The sequence below is a fragment of the Phormidium pseudopriestleyi FRX01 genome (assembly GCF_017313335.1).
Classification (GTDB): Bacteria; Cyanobacteriota; Cyanobacteriia; order Cyanobacteriales; family Laspinemataceae; genus Laspinema; species Laspinema pseudopriestleyi.
The window spans coordinates 1-17433 of record NZ_JAFLQW010000272.1 but is presented as its reverse complement, the minus strand read 5'-3'; the positions used below and the strand labels follow the sequence as shown (position 1 = coordinate 17433).

The 17433-nt window shown below is 45.0% G+C and carries 15 protein-coding genes; 8 read left to right on the top strand and 7 right to left on the bottom strand.

Annotated features, from left to right (window positions below; translation table 11 throughout):
- Positions 1-236: 236 nt before the first annotated feature.
- The 3 genes from J0895_RS09905 to J0895_RS09895 all read left to right on the top strand — a co-directional run bounded on the left by J0895_RS09905 (position 237) and on the right by J0895_RS09895 (position 2192).
- Complete coding sequence (locus tag J0895_RS09905) at positions 237-617, top strand: hypothetical protein (protein ID WP_207087936.1); 381 nt, start codon at positions 237-239, stop codon at positions 615-617.
- Positions 618-720: 103 nt separating this feature from the next.
- Positions 721-1125 (top strand): MAPEG family protein, encoded by a 405-nt coding sequence (locus tag J0895_RS09900; protein WP_207087935.1) that lies wholly within the window; start codon positions 721-723, stop codon positions 1123-1125.
- A 137-nt stretch (positions 1126-1262) separates the two neighbouring features.
- Complete coding sequence (locus J0895_RS09895) at positions 1263-2192, top strand: GUN4 domain-containing protein (RefSeq protein WP_207087934.1); 930 nt, start codon at positions 1263-1265, stop codon at positions 2190-2192.
- Positions 2193-2245: 53 nt separating this feature from the next.
- Here J0895_RS09895 and J0895_RS09890 read toward each other — a convergent pair whose 3' ends face one another.
- Positions 2246-3091 carry a prohibitin family protein gene (locus tag J0895_RS09890; RefSeq protein ID WP_207087933.1) on the bottom strand — a complete coding sequence of 282 codons (846 nt, stop codon included), beginning with the start codon at positions 3089-3091 and terminating at the stop codon, positions 2246-2248.
- A gap of 471 nt (positions 3092-3562) precedes the next feature.
- Between J0895_RS09890 and J0895_RS09885 the strand changes: the two genes are divergently transcribed.
- A complete protein-coding gene (locus J0895_RS09885; protein ID WP_207087932.1) occupies positions 3563-4330 on the top strand; it encodes a DUF5131 family protein in 768 nt (255 codons plus the stop codon).
- Positions 4331-4337: 7 nt separating this feature from the next.
- On the opposite strand, the gene J0895_RS09880 is transcribed toward J0895_RS09885, so the two are convergent.
- The 3 genes from J0895_RS09880 to J0895_RS09870 all read right to left on the bottom strand — a co-directional run bounded on the left by J0895_RS09880 (position 4338) and on the right by J0895_RS09870 (position 10074).
- Positions 4338-5471, bottom strand: coding sequence for a three-Cys-motif partner protein TcmP (locus J0895_RS09880; RefSeq protein WP_207087931.1), 1134 nt, complete (start codon positions 5469-5471; stop codon positions 4338-4340).
- Between the two features lie 128 nt (positions 5472-5599).
- Positions 5600-9256, bottom strand: coding sequence for a hydantoinase B/oxoprolinase family protein (locus tag J0895_RS09875; RefSeq protein ID WP_207087930.1), 3657 nt, complete (start codon positions 9254-9256; stop codon positions 5600-5602).
- 77 nt (positions 9257-9333) lie between these two features.
- Positions 9334-10074 carry a glycerophosphodiester phosphodiesterase gene (locus J0895_RS09870; RefSeq protein WP_207087929.1) on the bottom strand — a complete coding sequence of 247 codons (741 nt, stop codon included), beginning with the start codon at positions 10072-10074 and terminating at the stop codon, positions 9334-9336.
- Between the two features lie 57 nt (positions 10075-10131).
- On the opposite strand from J0895_RS09870, the gene J0895_RS09865 reads away from it, so the two are divergent.
- On the top strand, positions 10132-11604 hold the full coding sequence (locus J0895_RS09865) for a RecQ family ATP-dependent DNA helicase (RefSeq protein WP_207087928.1): 1473 nt from the start codon (positions 10132-10134) through the stop codon (positions 11602-11604).
- 162 nt (positions 11605-11766) lie between these two features.
- Here J0895_RS09865 and J0895_RS09860 read toward each other — a convergent pair whose 3' ends face one another.
- The 3 genes from J0895_RS09860 to J0895_RS09850 all read right to left on the bottom strand — a co-directional run bounded on the left by J0895_RS09860 (position 11767) and on the right by J0895_RS09850 (position 13677).
- Positions 11767-12477, bottom strand: a complete 711-nt coding sequence (locus J0895_RS09860; protein ID WP_207087927.1) for a DUF1269 domain-containing protein — start codon at positions 12475-12477, stop codon at positions 11767-11769.
- Positions 12478-12578: 101 nt separating this feature from the next.
- Positions 12579-13157: a hypothetical protein gene (locus J0895_RS09855; protein ID WP_207087926.1), complete on the bottom strand. Its 579-nt coding sequence runs from the start codon at positions 13155-13157 to the stop codon at positions 12579-12581.
- Positions 13158-13386: 229 nt separating this feature from the next.
- Positions 13387-13677 (bottom strand): hypothetical protein, encoded by a 291-nt coding sequence (locus J0895_RS09850; RefSeq protein ID WP_207087925.1) that lies wholly within the window; start codon positions 13675-13677, stop codon positions 13387-13389.
- Between the two features lie 300 nt (positions 13678-13977).
- Between J0895_RS09850 and J0895_RS09845 the strand changes: the two genes are divergently transcribed.
- From J0895_RS09845 to J0895_RS09835, 3 genes are all read left to right on the top strand, one after another.
- Entirely contained in the window at positions 13978-15570 is a 1593-nt protein-coding gene (locus J0895_RS09845) for a hypothetical protein (RefSeq protein WP_207087924.1), read from the top strand.
- Positions 15571-15687: 117 nt separating this feature from the next.
- Entirely contained in the window at positions 15688-16461 is a 774-nt protein-coding gene (locus J0895_RS09840) for a UbiA prenyltransferase family protein (protein WP_207087923.1), read from the top strand.
- Between the two features lie 132 nt (positions 16462-16593).
- On the top strand, positions 16594-17433 hold an 840-nt coding region (locus J0895_RS09835; RefSeq protein ID WP_207087922.1), incomplete at its 3' end, for a M48 family metalloprotease.

The following is a 17433-nucleotide window of genomic DNA, read 5'->3' as shown; positions in this document are numbered from 1 at the left end:
GCCAACATTCTCAGAAAAGTAGCGACAACATTGGGATTGAATCTTGATGGAGTTGGTAGGGGTGCATTGACTACGCCCTTAAGGTTCAGATTCTGGACTCTTACAGAATCCCACGCTCTTTAGACGTGGGAGTGTCAAACGATACCCTCTTCTCTAAATTCAAGTCCATTGGGATTCAGCAGTTTTCTAGTCAAAACGATAAAATAGAAAGGGATAAAATTTTAGGAAATTATATCATGCTGACCCCTATTTATCGAATTTTTCTCATTTTTGGCTTGACTTTATTGCTGGTATTCGGTGGCGCATCCGCCCAAGGATCCGTTGCGGATGCTTCTCGCATTTCTCGCTTAGAATCAGAAATTTTTAGCTTGCGATCGCAAATCAATCGGTTACAATCTGACGTGGCTAGACTGGGAAGACAACCCGCCGCTTCTCCCCCGATTTCTCGTCCCCAACCGGCTGAAGATTCTCCGGCAGTACCAACAGGAAGACAACCGGATGACCCCTCCCTTGCCCAACAATTTGATAACCTGGCTATCTTGGCGATCGAACTCAAAGAACGGATTAGGATTGTAGAAGAGAGACTCTTGGAAATAGAGGACCAGTTTAGCCCTTGATTTATTTTTGACGGCAGTGCTTTACGTTTGTCCCCCAATGATGTCATAATTTAAACTGAGATAAAATTAGTCCCTTCTTTGCTAAAATTGAGGTTACCTTATCATGTCACCTTGGCCCAGTTTAGTCACTGTTTCTGCCTTAATTGTTTACTTTGTTGTGACGATTAATGTCGGTCGAGCCAGATTTAAGTATAAAATTCTTCCCCCCGCCATGTCAGGAAATTCTGATTTTGAAAGAGTCGTAAGGGTTCATGAAAATACCCTAGAACAAATGATTTTGTTCTTGCCTGCATTATGGATTTTTTCTGAATTTGTCAGTCCAGTTTGGGCGGGAGTCATTGGAAGTTTTTGGGTTCTCGGTCGAATTGTTTACGCTTGGGGATATTACCAAGCTGCCGAAAAACGAGGCATTGGTTTTGCCATTAGTTCATTAACTAGCATGGTTCTACTGATTGGTTCTTTAGTAGGAATTATTTTGAACGTGGTTCAATCCGGTATTTTGAGTTAACCGTCGTTTGGACTGTTTTCAAAACAGGGTGAGGGTGAAATTCAAGAATTACTTCACCCTCATTCCCAACCTGATTTTGTTTTTATTTGGTTTAATTATTGAATAGTTTGCTTTTACTTTTATTGTTTTAATCAAACATGATAAATTATTGTCCCGTTTGCGATACGGAATATGTAGAGTGTGAAACCCAACGCTGTTTGAATTGTGGATGGGATTTAACCCCTATTCCGGGAAGTCAAGGCAGTAAACTCAGAAAAGCATTTTTAGAAAAACAACAAACTCAGATAAACTGGGCCCGAAAAATCTGGACTCGCAACGAAATGCAAGAGGAATTTAAACATCAGAACTTGTCCGAAAAATCAAACTATTCCGATGAATTATCCCGCTTAGAAAATCAGTTTAATGAACGGTTTAATCAAGTCACGATTCAGTTACAAGAAGCCCGAGAAGAACGGGCCTATCTCCAATCTCAGCTAGAATGGATTTCGGCTTATTTACAAGGGGTGAATTTCCAGCAAATTGAAACGGTGTTAAATCAAGTTTCTGACTGGATGCAGGGGAGTACAGTCATACCCACTCAGGAAGAGAGTCTGGAACCATTTTATCCAAGTTCTGAAGTGGGAATCGATTATAGTCGGTTAATGAATTTACTCTCTAAAGGTAAATGGAGAAAAGCGGATGAAGAAACTTGGGCGATCGCCCTCAAAGCAGCGGTTCGAGAAGAGGAAGGGTGGTTAAGCGTAGAAGACTTAGCAAAGTTTCCAAAAACCGATTTAGCCACCCTAGATTGGATTTGGGACTACTATAGTCATGGTCAGTTTGGATTGAGGGTACAGCAGCAAATTTGGGAAGCAGTCCAAGGAGATTATACCGAATTTTGCGATCGCGTCCGATGGCGAGTCCAGGACAACTGGATTTACTATGACGAACTCGACTTTTCCTTAGAGGCTGTACCGGGTCATTTACCGGCGATCGCATGGCGTAAACGCTCTTGTTATGGAGTGGGAAAATCCACCGCTCAAGAAGCCTTAATCGCCTTATTTGATTCTCTGCAAAATATTCAATAATCCCGGTTCATTCCCCCTTTCTAGGAAGGGGGAAATAGGTTATTTATTGAGGATTAAGAATCCCCTTGAACATTTCCCAGATTAAAGAGAAAAGGAACCCGGGGTGCATCTTTTCCTAACACCAACACCTTGGGCATTTGAGCGCCGCCTTCGCGCCATGCTTGAATCGCTTCTTTCTGAAGCACTAAATCACCCCCTTGGGCTTTTAATGTTTCAGCTAACAACCGTTGAGCCTCGGACCGACCTTGAGCACGATTAATATCGGCTTGGGCTTCTTGTTCCGCTTCCCGAGCAATATAAACCGCTCTTTGAGCCCGTTGTTCAGCAATTTGCTTCTCTTCAACTGCCTTAGCAAAGTCCGTTGAAAAGTTCAAATCAATCACACTGGTATCAATGACAATGACGCCATATTTTTCTAATCGACCGCTCAGAGCATTATCGAAATCTTCCTTCAATAGACTCCGCTGAGTAATGGATTCTTCAGCCGTTTTTTTAGCGCCAGCGATTTTAAACGATTCCTGAGTTTGAGGGGCAATAATTTTCGCCACAATATTCTCCAATGACCCTTGAGTTCGGCGAATCGTCACCACTTGGGTGGGATCCAGCCGAAAGTTAATTGCAAATCGTCCCGTCAAATCTTGTAAATCTCGGGTGGCACTTTTGGCAGGAACCTCAAATTTTTGCACCGTAACGTCATACACATCCACTTTTGAGATCAGGGGAGGTTTGAGGTGAATTCCTTCGAGTAAAGCGCCATCGCGAGATTTACCCAGAACACTGAGCACACCCGCCTCACCGGGGTTGATAATCACAAAAGAACTCGATCCAAGCAGCAGAATTAATGCTAGAACAATTCCTACGACGATCGCTTGGATATTTTGTGCGTACTGATTCTTCAAATCCTCATCTCCTGTGATGGCATAATAGGGATACACCTTATAGATTAGCAGAGGATCTTGGGAGTGGTAAACTTACGGAGGAGGGATTTTTGCTGCATCGGGGATTGCCTGATTGGGGTGGGTGGCGATATAGTCCAGGTTAGAGAGGATTGCCACCCAACTTGAAACCGTTGGAGGTGGAGGAATTACTCCTTTGTTAATGAGGCAATACCTGTGAATTTATTAGAAAAAATGAATGGGGAATTCAGGAATTTAAAGAACCACAGGGGCAGGTAAAACCCCGATACCAGAAGCGATGTTAGAGCCTTTTTAAGCACTTCTTCTCATAGGTTTTTTTGATGCGAAATGTTTGTTACATAGAAAAAACCTATTAAATCACTTGATTTTTTCCGTCAATTTGAGATAAAATAAGATTAAACCCTTTAGGGATTGCTGAAAAAACAAGTCGTTGTTTTATTGGAAAAATTTTTTATGTCGAGTATTCATACAGGGATAGAGTGGACCGATAGAACCTGGAATCCCACTACAGGCTGCACAAAAATCAGTCCGGGATGCACTCATTGCTATGCAGAAGCCCTCACTAAGCGGTTTCATACCAATTTTCCCAATGGATTTGACTTGACGCTACATCCAGACCGGATAGAAGAACCTAAGCGGTGGCGAAAACCAAGTCGAATTTTCGTCAATTCCATGAGTGACTTATTCCATGAAGACGTTCCTCTGGATTTTCTTAAAAAAGTCTTCAAAGTAATGGAAGAAACACCTTGGCATATTTATCAAATCTTGACAAAACGTCATGAACGTTTGTTACAGCTTGCACCCGAATTAAAATGGCCGGAAAATGTTTGGATGGGTGTTTCTGTTGAGAATCAAAACTATGTTCAGCGAGTTGACTATTTGCGCCAAGTCCCGGCAACCGTGAGATTTCTTTCCTGCGAACCGCTTTTAGGACCTTTGAACCTTGACCTTGGAGAGATTCATTGGGTAATTGTTGGCGGCGAATCCGGACCAAAACACCGTCCTTTAAAACTAGAATGGGCGCAAAGTATCCGCCAACAATGCCAGGAATCTGGAGTAGCCTTTTTCTTTAAACAAGTAGGTGGCAGAACCCCTAAAGCAAACGGGAGATTACTTGATGAACAAATCTGGGATGAAATGCCCTCCTCTTGGCATGAACACCAGCAGAAGTGGGGGAGGAATTCGGTCAAAATTTCCTTGGCGGCAGGAGTTGGTAAATAAGCCAATTTTACTGGGAATTTCGAGAGAGAAATGTCACTTTTACTTCATCCCCAAAGGTAATTTCTCCTTTTAATTTTCGTCGTTTGTTAGCCGGTGGATTAGCTAAAATTTTTCCGGCATTCTCTAATTTTTTCAGCGCTTCTTTGTAATTTGCCTTGATATAGCGCTTGTTCACATGATGTTGCTCATAAATCTGTTTCATTGTCATCGTTTGGCCAGCAAATTCATCGGTTAACATATCCGTCAAGTCGTCTAATGGTCTTGACAGCTCAAAGAGTAAAGGCTGAAACTGTGTTGCTACGTTATATTCAAACAATGGCACTCCTTGTTCTGTGCTAGAGCTTTGTTTTGCCATAATCTCCTTCATAATTTCGTATCCCCGAACGTGCTTTGATACAAAAATTAAATGATGGCTCGTTCTACTTCCTGTTGCATCTTTGAAGCAAAAGGGTAAAACATAATCACCTCCGATTTCTTTCAATGCTTTTGAGATATCTTCCAGAATTATCAACTCTCGTTCATAGGAACGCTTGGATTCCAGTTTTTCTCGCAGTACGTCTGCTCGTTCTTTACCAAACAGCGAGTTCATGTGTTCTTGTACTGCAGGGTTACTTAATCCCATGTTAATTCGATTGTAGTTAAAGAAAAATATACAATCACAGCCCCAATTCTTAATAACAGAACCAATGAGCTTAAGAGATAACCCTTTATAGCCCCAAGGGTCTATAAAAAAAAGGGCTGGCACTGATTGAAGCTGTTTCAATTCTCCGATAATACTTTCCCCAACTTCCATGTTTAGAATTCGAGGACGGTGATGTAATTTTTCTATATTTGGTAAAGCGTTAATCGCTTGTTGAAGCGATTGAGTATTATCGGAATCTAAATCGTTAAAGAATGTAACTAGCTTCTGGCGCATATCATCATCGCCAAGCGCCTGTTCCAAAATCCTTAAAGGGGTGGACTTAGATCCATCTTTGTAGCGCCCTGGCCCAGAAAATAAATCCACATAAGCCATGTTTGTTTGTCTTTTTTTAGCCGAAGGGATAATGACCTTTGCCCAAGCCCAAAAATATTTCGCCACAATTTCAGCTTTGACTAAAGATTGTTCGGTAAATTCATTAAAAAAAGAACTATTGCTCATAAGATTATCTTCCAAATTTTTACCGATTGTGACAATTACCTACTTGATATGGGGTGAGGCAATTTGGGAACGGCCTCACCCGTTGGGAATGATTAGGGTAGTAATTTTACACTCTAATCTAAATTGACTTAATCAGAAGTTAGAACACCATAACCCCCGCCTCCTGGGGTTTGAATGGCGAAGATATCTCCGGGATTCATTTGAACTGCGCTGGTGCTGCCTAATTCTTCAATTGTACCATCGGTGCGTTCCACTGAATTATGCCCGATCGCACCGTCGCCTCCTTGATTTAATCCCGCAGGGGGAATGCGGCGATGATTGGATAAAATTGCTGCTGTCATCGGTTCTAGGAATCGCAGGCGACGAATCACTCCATTTCCTCCGGTAAATTGCCCTTTTCCACCGCTATTTTCGCGAATGGCAAAGCTTTCTAACCGGACGGGAAATCGCCATTCTAAAACTTCAGGATCCGTCAGGCGAGAGTTGGTCATGTGGGTTTGAATGGCATCGGTTCCGTGGAAGTTGGGACCGGCACCGGAACCGCCACAAATGGTTTCGTAATATTGATGCCGATCGCTGCCAAAGGTGAAGTTATTCATGCTTCCTTGGGATGCTGCCATCACCCCGAGTGCGAGGTATAAGGCATCCACGATCGCCTGGGAAGTTTCCACGTTTCCCGCAACCACTGCTGCGGGATAACAGGGATTTAATAAGCTGCCTTTGGGGATAATAATGTCTAGGGGTTTGAGACATCCCGCATTCAGGGGAATGTTATCATCTACTAAGGTGCGAAACACATACAACACTGCCGCTTTACAGACTGCTGCCGGTGCGTTGAAATTGCTGTCGAGTTGGGCGGAAGTGCCGGTAAAATCAATGGTGGCACTGCGGCTATTTTTATCGATGCTAATTTTAACGTGGATTTCTCCTCCGGCATCCATTTCGTAGGTAAATTCGCCATTTTTTAGCACTGCGATCGCCCGTCGGACTGACTCCTCGGCGTTGTCCTGAACATATCCCATATAGGATTCTACGGTTTTTATACCATAGTGTTCGACCATTTTCTTGAGTTCTTGGACTCCCCGTTCGTTGGCGGCAACTTGCGCTTGTAAATCGGCAATGTTTTGGTCGGTATTTCGCGCTGGATATTCGGCAGTGGTGAGGATTTCTAAGAGGTGGGATTCTTGGAATTTTCCAGCTTTGATGATTTGGACGTTATCCAATAATACCCCTTCTTCTACCACCGTTTTGCTATGGGGTGGCATGGAACCGGGAGTAATACCACCAATGTCAGCATGATGTCCACGGGAGGCAACGTAAAATAAAATGTCCTCTCCGGCATTATCAAAAACTGGGGTTATGACGGTAATATCTGGGAGGTGAGTTCCGCCATTATAGGGATTATTGGAGACATAAACATCCCCGGTTTTAACGGTTTCCCCTTTGTCGTTCATTAAGGCTTCCACACTTTCACTCATTGAGCCTAAATGCACGGGAATATGGGGTGCATTGGCCACAAGTTGACCGCCTTTATCAAAGACTGCACAGGAGAAATCTAAGCGTTCTTTGATGTTTACGGAAGAGGAGGTATTTTGTAAGGTAATCCCCATTTGTTCGGCAATGGCACGGAACAAATTGTTGAAGATTTCTAACAGGACTGGATCGGGAGTTGTGGCAGCGATCGCCTGGGTTTCTATCCGAGGCAGTTCGGCGGTGGCAACCCGGTTTAAAACTAAGTAATTGCGGTTCGTAATTTCCACTTTCCAACCGGAGGAAATCGCATTTGTGCCGGTTTGTTCTATGATTAAAGCCGGTCCATTAATCGTGTCTCCTGGTTGCAATTCTTGGCGCTCAAAAACGGGTGTTTCCTGCCAGCAACCGCCGTCATACATAGGGACAGTGGCAATCGGGGAGGGGACGGCTGACGATCGCCGGAGAACGGTGGGTTCCTCGGGGCTTTCCATTTTCTGAACCACTTCTACGGAAACCGTTTCTACAATTAAGGGTTTGTCTTCTTTGATGAATCCATACCGTTGACGGTGTTCGGCTTCAAATGCCGATTTGAGGGTGGCTGGATTGTCTGCAAAATCAACAATTAAGGTGGAGTCAGTGCCTTGATATTTAAGATGCAGTTTAGCAACAGCAACCAGTCCGCCTGTCCCCTCACTGTTCTGGCTTAGTTCAGCTTTTCCTTCGGCTTCTAATTGGGTTAATTGAGTTTGCAATTGGGCCAGCAATTCAGCGGTTAATGGCGCTTCTACGGCCCGTTGGCGAATGGTCCGAATATCTGCTAATCCCATCCCGTAGGCAGATAAAACTCCGGCAAAGGGATGAATAAAGACCCGTTTCATGCCCAAGGTATCGGCAATTTGACAGGCGTGTTGACCTCCGGCCCCGCCAAAGCAACAGAGGGTATATTCGGATACGTCATATCCCCGTTGTAGGGAGATTTTTTTAATGGCGTTAGCCATATTTTCCACGGCGATCGCCAGGAATCCGGCAGCGACTTGTTCCGGGAGTCGGTCATCTCCCGTGGATTTTTTAATCTGTTGGGCCATTTGATTGAACTTGTCGCGAACAATGTCAGAATCTAAAGGTAAATCTCCATTGATGCCAAACACTTTGGGGAAAAATTGCGGTTGAATTTTTCCTAACATGACATTACAATCGGTGACGGTTAACGGTCCCCCTTTGCGATAGGAAGCAGGGCCAGGATTAGCCCCGGCAGACTCGGGACCGACGCGATAGCGTGACCCATCAAAAAATAGAATTGACCCGCCACCGGCAGCCACGGTATGAATCGACATCATCGGAGTTCTTAATCGAACTCCGGCAATTTCTGTTTCAAATTCTCGTTCATATTCGCCGTTATAATGGGCAACATCGGTGGAAGTTCCGCCCATATCAAAGCTGATAATTTTCTCAAATCCAGCCTTTTTGCTGGTTTCTACCGCGCCTACAATGCCACCAGCAGGACCGGATAAGATGCTATCTTTGCCTTGGAATTGTCGCGCATTGGTTAACCCGCCATTGGATTGCATGAACATCAGGCGACTGTCTAAGGCGTCGGGATTGGCAGAGAGTTCTCCGGAAACGCGATCGACATAACGACGCAAAATCGGCGAAAGATAGGCATCAACAACGGTGGTATCTCCGCGACTGACTAACTTCATTAAAGGACTGACTTTGTGGGAAACCGAGATTTGAGTAAATCCAATGATTTTGGCAATGTTGGCAATTTTTTGCTCATGCTGGGGGTAGCGATATCCATGCATCAAAACGATTGCACAACTTCTAATTCCGGTATTATATGCAGCTTGTAATTCCTCAATTAAAGGCGGTTCATTAACGGGTTGTAATTCTTCGCCGTTGGCGCTGTAGCGTTCTTCTACCTCGATCGCCTGTTCATAGAGCATTTCGGGTAAAATAATCTCCCGGGCGAAGATATCCGGGCGGTTTTGATACCCGATTCTGAGGGCATCTTTAAATCCTTTGGTAATCACCAGAACCGTGCGATCGCCTTTGCGTTCTAGTAAGGCATTGGTGGCAACGGTTGTTCCCATTTTAATCGCCCCAATTTGGTCAATGGGGATGGGTTCATCCATTGAGATTCCCATGAGTTCTCGAATCCCTTGGACTGGCGCATCTTTATATCGTTCCGGATTTTCTGATAGCACTTTATGTACAATCAATTGCCCATCAGGACGCCTCGCGACTACATCAGTAAAAGTACCCCCACGGTCGATCCAAAATTCCCAGCGATTGTCAGAATTGAATAAATTCATGCTAATTGTGTTGAAAGTTGTAGTGCCTGGTTTATTGTAAATCATTGAGAGTAAATTTGGCAACCTGGAAGAAAAACCTATTGAATTTTCCGGTCTAACATTTCTGGCACTAAACAATTGGTTGCAATTCGCACAATTCCTAAATCGAGCAGTTTTTCTAAGTCCTTGGGTTTATCGACAGTCCAGGCAACGATATCGACTCCTTGTGCGCGGCTGAGGCTAATTAAGGAAGGATTTTTTATCAAGAGTTTATACTTGCTCATCATCACAGTATTTCCCGCTTGTGCTGCCTTGGTTAATTGTCTGCGGAATGCGGTCCGATTTGCCACCAAATAAGCAAATGAAAAGTTATCACTTCGTTCCCGAATTCGGTCTATAAAAGAAGCATTAAAAGATGCAATAATACATCGATTTTCAAATTGATATTTGAGGAGCATATCAATCAGTTCATCTATTTTTTCATCGGTCCAATAAGAATGAGTTTTGACTTCTATATAAATAAACTTTTTGATATTTTGCAAAGCGCTTAATGCTTCTTCTAAGGTAGGAATCGGTTCCCCCTTAAAACGAAGGTCAAACCAAGACCCGGCCTCTCGACGTTTAATTTGTTCTAGGGTTTTTTTTCTGACTTTGCCCCGAATTCTCGTTGTGCGGGTTAAGGTGGAATCGTGAATCACCATCGGGACTCCATCGGCACTTAACTGGACATCAAACTCGATGGAATCCGCCTGATGTTCGATCGCCGCCAAAAATGCCGCCAGGGTGTTTTCTGGGGCGATACTTGAGTATCCGCGATGGGCGATAATTTCTAGTGGCATGAGCTAAATCCGGTAAAATGAATAACTGTCCTATCTTTAACATAACCTTTTTTGCCAATGAAATGCGATGACAAGCCATCCTGGAATCAGGTCCGGGATACCTTCCGTGAAATCTGGGGATACGATGATTTTAGAAGTCCCCAGGGAGAAATCGTGCAGAGTCTGTTGCAGGGGAAAGATGCGCTGATTGTCTTACCCACGGGTGGGGGGAAGTCGATTTGCTTTCAACTCCCGGCGTTACTGCAAACTGGATTAACCCTGGTGGTGTCGCCATTGGTGGCATTGATGGAAAATCAGGTGCAAGAACTGCGCGATCGCCACTTAGATGCTGCACTTCTACATGGTGAAGTTCCGACAAAACAGCGCAAAGCAACCCTAAAAAACCTAGAAAACAATCAATTACGGTTATTATATCTCTCCCCGGAAACGTTGCTGAGTCCTCCGGTTTGGCAGCGGTTATTGGCACCGGAATTACCGATTAATGGGATGATTTTAGATGAGGCACATTGTTTAGTTCAATGGGGGGATACATTTCGACCGGCCTATCGCCGTTTAGGTGCAGTTCGTCCCGCCCTTTTGAAATCCAAACCAGCGGGTTCTAAACTGGCGATCGCAGCGTTTACGGCAACGGCTAACCCGACGGCCCAGAAAACGATTCAATCCGTTTTAAAGTTACACAAACCGAACCAATTTTTACTCAGTCCTTATCGGTCCAATCTCTCTTTACAAATTCAAATTGCTTGGACTCCGCGAGGGCGTCGCCAACGGATGTTACAGTTTATCCAGTCTCAGGGTTTACAGTCGGGTTTAGTCTATGTTAGAACTCGTCGGGATGCGGAAGAACTGGCGGCTTGGTTACGTCAACAAGGATGTAAAACCTGCGCCTATCATGGCGGTTTGAGTGGGGAGGAACGCCGCAGTATTGAAAGCAGTTGGATTGGCGATTTCCTGCAATTTGTGGTTTGTACTTGTGCCTTTGGTATGGGAGTGAATAAACCCAATGTGCGTTGGGTTTTACACTATCAAACTCCGGCTTTATTATCAGAATATATTCAAGAAGTGGGCCGCGCCGGTCGAGATGGCAAACCTGCGACTGCGCTTTCTTTAATTAGTGAATGTACGGGATGGTTAGACTCTCAAGATGAGCATCAGCGACAATTTGTGGTAACGCAACAACAAACACTTTATCGCCGCGCTCAAAATTTGGTGAAAAAGTTGCCGAATCAGGGGAATATTAATCAAGTGATTGAACAGTATCCTGATGGGGCGATCGCCTTGTCTTTGCTGCATAGTATGGGCCAGTTACAATGGCGTGATCCGTTTCATTATCGCATTACTCGTTCGGGTTCTTCTCCGGGTTTATCTCCAGATCAGCCAAGTCAACAGATGAAACAGTTTCTGTTTATGCGGCGATGTCGATGGCAGTTTTTGTTAGAAGCATTCGGGTTTGAAGAGGAGGCTAAAGGGATGCGATGTGGTCATTGTGATAATTGTTTGGGTAAGCGAATTTTAGGTTTTATTGAGTTATGATTTTGGGATATTTTTAGGCGGCAAATCCGGTGATTTTGCGTGACATGGCTGAAGCCATGTCACGAGGGTTTAGGGGTATCTTAGCCCGCGCAGGCCTGCTTTGTCCGTATAGCCCCACCCTTTAGGGTGCGGGTTTGGGAGGTTTTCAAGGATAGGAATGGGTTAGGGAATTCTCCGATTTGGGAAAGAATTTGGACCTGTTAAAGAAGGTTGGGCGGGGGGATGAACTGGAGGAGTTGCAGGCATTGCAGCGGGATTAACAATGGGTTCACCGGGAAGATGATAAATCCCCCATTCTTGGATGCCTCTTCCGGTTAGGATTTCTTCCGCTCGTTCAATTTCATAAACTGAACCTTCAACGATTAGTAAATAGTGGCCTTGTGAGAGGCGATCGTTATAGATTCTCGCCCGTTCTTCGGGGATACCTAAACCGGCTAAGGCCCCGACTAAACCCCCTGCAGCAGCCCCGATCGCACCCCCGGCTAGGGTATTCAGCAGGATTGTTGCCACGGTCCCTCCGACAAGTACGGGTCCGATTCCGGGAATGGATAAGGCGGCTAGGGCTTGCAGCAAGCCGATAAAACCCCCGACGGTTCCCCCGGCTACGGCACCTGTTGCCGCCCCTTCTTCGGCAAAGGTTCCAGTGGCGTCGGTGGTGTTGCTACGAGGTGCAGGACTGGCGGCGGCATCTCCCATTGTGAGGTGAGAATTCATGTTAGCCTCTCCTAGATTCCGGGACCGGGGGAGGTCCGGCGCAATAAGTGAGAGGTGATTGAGGGAAAAGCCTGCTTGTCGGAGTTGGTAAAAAGCGGCTTCAGCATCTTCATAACGCTCGAAAACGCCTACGGCACGTCTAAGTTCATCTACAGTCATAATTGACCTCCATTTGGTGTTAAATATGGGTCAGTTGGCCGATCGCAAGGCCGGATTACCGACGGATTTTCATCGCACAAATGACCCCATTGAAAGGCGAGTTAGTCACACAGGAGAGTGCTTCTCCGGGGCGATCGCTCGTGGATTTCCCACTCTTGGATACCGCGAGCATTTAAAATGCGACTGGCGAGGGCAATTTCGCGATCGCTGCCGGTGAGAATCAGCAGGTAATCCCCCTGAATCACCCGTTCCCAATAGCAGTGAGCGCGATCGCTGGACATTCCATAAGTCATCAAATGACCCACGATCCCCCCAGTCGCGGCACCGATCGCCCCTCCTCCCACAATTACTGTCCCGACAGTCGCCGCTTCGACTCCAGCTAGGATCACAGGTCCAATCCCAGAAAGTGCTAGGATACTTAGGCTCACTAACAATCCCAAAACCATCCCCAAACTTCCCCCAGTTAGAACACCAGCAAGTCCGGTGGCTGGCACTTGATTATCCAGGGTTTTTATTTCCATTGAATTTGGATTTATCTCTCGAATCCGATTCCGTTTTCGGGCGATCGCTGAAATGTTTTTCATCGGAAAGCCTGCGGATTTTAAGTCGCACAGAGCGACTGCGGATTTTTCCATACTGGGGAATAATCCTACCGCTCGTTTCTGTGGATTGAATACCATGCTTCCTCTCTTGACAATTCATTAAAATTGACGGGATTTTCCGGGGAATTGCGGTCAAATAAAACAGGTTTATATCCTTCCTAGTATAGCCAAAAGCTCGGAGAGAATCCCTCAGTCTTTAGAATGACTTTTTGCTCTATCGATAGAAAGATAAAAGCTGCATCGCCTTCTCGACTAATGCAGCCTGATCAGATGGGGAAGTCTCCCTATGCCTGTGGATTTTTTGAGTTTAGCTGTTGGTTTCTTCCACCGGGGGTGGGGGTTGAGTTAGGCCCCAACGATTCAAGAGATTAACCACGCCGATCGCCGCTACACCCCCAATACTCAGGCCAATAACGAGTAAAATTATATACAGCCGTTTAAAGGTTTGTTGTGTCGCAGAAACGTTAGAGTTGGAGAGATTTTCCGGCTGGTGGGGACTCCCAACTTCTGGATTAGCAATGTCAACTCCATCGGCTGTAGGCGGTGGCAGTTCATGAGAGTTTAAAGGTGGAGGGGATGGATCGCTAGGTCGAGTCATGATGTAAAAATTATCAGCGTTTTTTTTAATATAGCAGAATCCTTAGAGTGGCTGCTAATTCCCGATCCAGTCCAGTCTTGAAAATAGAGTGAAATTTTTCCGGGTTGTCCAGGCTTTTTTTGATAGATATACCCTTGAAGCTGTCAGATTTTTTGATGGGGTTTTTAAGATTTCTCACCCGTTCTGGAGGGCAAATTAATTCAATTTTTCATCATCACCCCGGAAATTAATTCTGAAAAACAGCATCCAAAATCGTTTAAACTTAGAGTATTCCATTTGTATGAATTGCCCACAGTGACCATGAGTAGAGATTTATTTGCCCAAACTGCGATCGCCCAAATTCCCAAAATCCTCACCCTGTGCGATCGCAACCCCCACAGTCCCACCTACGGCTGTTTTGACCGTAATTTCTGGCATTATAAAATTATTGATTTTCCCAGTGGAATGGCCCAAGAATTTGTTTGGCCTCTGGCTTTAGCCTACCAAACTAACTTACCTGATAACCCATTTTATCAGCAAAAGGTACTCCGGGACTGGGTAGAAGCGGGAATGCTTTATGCCGCTCATTCTGCTCATTCGGATGGGTCTTGTGATGATTATTTTCCCTACGAAAGGGCAAGTGGTGCGGCGGCTTTTTCCCTGTTGGCTTGTTTGGAAAGTTACACCCTCCTCAATCTTAACAATTTTGAACTCCTGAAATTTTTTGAACATCGCGCCACCGGGTTAGCCAATCATCACGAAACGGGTCAACTCAGTAACCATCAAGCGTTAATTGCTTTATGTTTAGAACTGATGTCTCGTCTGTTAGAAACGGACCGTTGGAATCGGGCTAAAACTGAACGGATAGAACGGGTTTTATCCTGGCAAAGTTCCGAAGGCTGGTTTCAGGAATATGAAGGATGTGACCCCGGTTATCATACCCTAACTATTGCTTGTTTAGCCCGACTGTATGAACTCTCTCCAGACCCGCGTCTCAAAGAATCGTTGATTAAAGCCGTCGAACTCGCGACTCAATTTATCCATCCGGATGGGTCTTATGGCGGAGAATATGCGAGTCGGAATACTTATAATTTTTTCCCGCATGGGTTTGAATGGGTGGGGAAATGGATGCCCGAAGCATTAACCATTAATGATTTATTTTTAAAAGGCATCGCAGCGGGTTTAGTTCCTTGTTATGCCGATGACCATATTATCGGACATCATACTTGGAGTTATTTATTAGCATGGCGAGACTTTGTGGAAAATCGCCCCCCATTGTCGCCTCGTCCTTCGGGACAAGTTTGGTTACAAGAAGCAGAGTTATTGATAGACCGAAGAGAAAATACTGAGCTTTATTTGGCTTTAAATAAAGGGGGAGTTTTCAAGGTATTTCGCGATGAAAAACTGGTGGTTTCTGATACCCATTTTTCTCTTCAAGTTTGCCAAGGAAGCAGGATAAAAAATGCTGTGGGACATTTAATTGACCGCTATGATTATCAAATTGAAGCCGATGAAATTTTGATTCAAGGTCAATTGGGTTGGGCCAAGCAAAAGCAAATGAATCCCGTGAATTTGTTGATTTTGCGGGTGGTTATGCTCACTGTAGGCCGATTTTTTCCCAATTTGATTCGGAAATTTTTGCAAAAAATGCTGATTACCGGAAAGGAAAAAGCCCCGTTTAAATTTATCCGGCGCTTACAGTGGAAAGAGGGAAAATGGCAGATTAGTGATGAATTAATAGCCGAGTCTTGGCAGCAGGTTCAATCTATTGGAATTGGGGGAGACCAAACCTCAATTTATGTGGTGATGAGTCGAACCTTTCAGGCGGGTCAATTGCAACCCTGGCTAGATTTCAGCGATCGCCTGCCGACCCTGACTCATCAGGAACCCCTCAAAATTGAACGCCGGTTTTAATTTTTCTGGGGTTTCTAAGGTCTTATGCCAATTTGGAGACTGTCACAGTCTCCCATAAAATCCGGTGCAAATTGTAGTCATACTAAAGGCAATCAACGCAAAAAAAGCCAGAGTTTTATGAGATTTAACTTTTTCGGTGGATTTTCCCTGGGGTTGGTGGTCATTTTACTGTTGGCATTTGGGATTTTAAATTGGTTAAATGTGCCTGCGGGAAACTTTTTAGATTGGGTGATTGGCGGGGCCAGTTTCTTATGGTTAGTGGTGATTGTGACAGTCCCTTGGAATATATATTTTCAAGCGAAGGAAGTGGTCGCGGATGCCGAACAATCCCAGGAAAAAAATATTCCCATTGAAGCAAAACAGTTGGGATATGTTAATCGAATTGCCAAGCGATCGCTGTGGATTGCCATCGCCCTACATATCATTTCGGCCCTCGTTTTATATGGGTTAGCCGCCACGGGAATTAGTGCGGTGGGATATATCAGTTCCGTGGCGGCATTGTTGTTAACTGGATTACGTCCGGTGATTCGGGCGTATGAATATATTGCCACCCGGTTAAGCATGATTCGCCGAGAGTTTAAGTATCCTCGGGAAGATGTCTTGGAATTGCGCGATCGCGTCTTTATTTTAGAGGAACAAATTAAATACATTTCCGATAGTTTAGATGAAAATAAACCTGATTCTTGGGCCTCCAATAAAAATCGTCAAGCGGCGGCATTACGCCAAGATTTAAGCCAAATTGCCTCCTCGGTGGAAACCTTGCGTTCAACGAATCAGGCGGAACATGATGCGCTGAAAAAAGAGGCACAGAATGCGATCGCTCAATTAACCAGCGATGGACAATTCCTGGATCATGTTCGAGAAATCATTCGCTTTTTCAAAACCGCCTAAGTAGATTACGGCCTTTCTCTAAACCCCCAGAGGTAAACTCGGGGGTTTTTTATTGGCCTAAATCTATCTAAAGATACGTTTCACTGAACCTAAAATCTGGTATTTTCCAAATAATTGAGTTTGGAAACAGCGGTGAAACGACAACTATTTCGGTTATTAATTGGGTTTGTTTTTGGGCTAGTGGGCGTCTTGAGTTACTGTACAACCCAAGTTGAAAATCCCATTACAGGAGAACAGCAGCGGATCCGGTTGTCTCCCACGGAAGAGGTGCAACTCGGATTGCAAACCCGAGGACAATTGGCCCAACAATTTGGGGGTTTATACCCGGATGCATCAGTTCAGGACTCAGTTCAGCAGATGGGTCAGCGAATTGTGCAACAATCTGTAGTCTCACAATCGGAATATCCCTTTGAATTTCATGTGCTTCAGGATTCAGAAACCGTGAATGCGTTTGCACTTCCCGGTGGGCAAGTTTTTATTACCAATGGGTTACTGCAACGCCTCAATTCCCAATCGCAACTGGCGGGAATTTTAGGTCATGAAATTGGTCATGTGGTGGCGCGACATGGTGCAGAACATTTAGCAAAACGGGAACTCGGTTCTACTCTAGTTACGGCAGTGGGAATTGCCACCACCGACGAACAGGGACGAGGAAGACAAACTGCGGCGATCGCCCGGGTTGCTAATGAAATGATTGCTTTGCAATATGGACGAGAGGCGGAACTGGAAAGCGATCGCCTAGGGGTTCAATTCATGGCAGAAGCGGGTTATGACCCCAGAGGAATGATTGAAGTGATGGAAATCCTTGGTTCAGCACAATCCAGTTCACCCTCCCCAGAATTTTTGAGTACACACCCCAATCCAGAGAACCGAATTCAACGCTTAGAAGAGGCGATCGCAGAAGATTTTCCCAATGGAATTCCGCCTGAATTAGAGAGTGAACGTCCGAACTTGACGCCCGTTGCTCTTTTG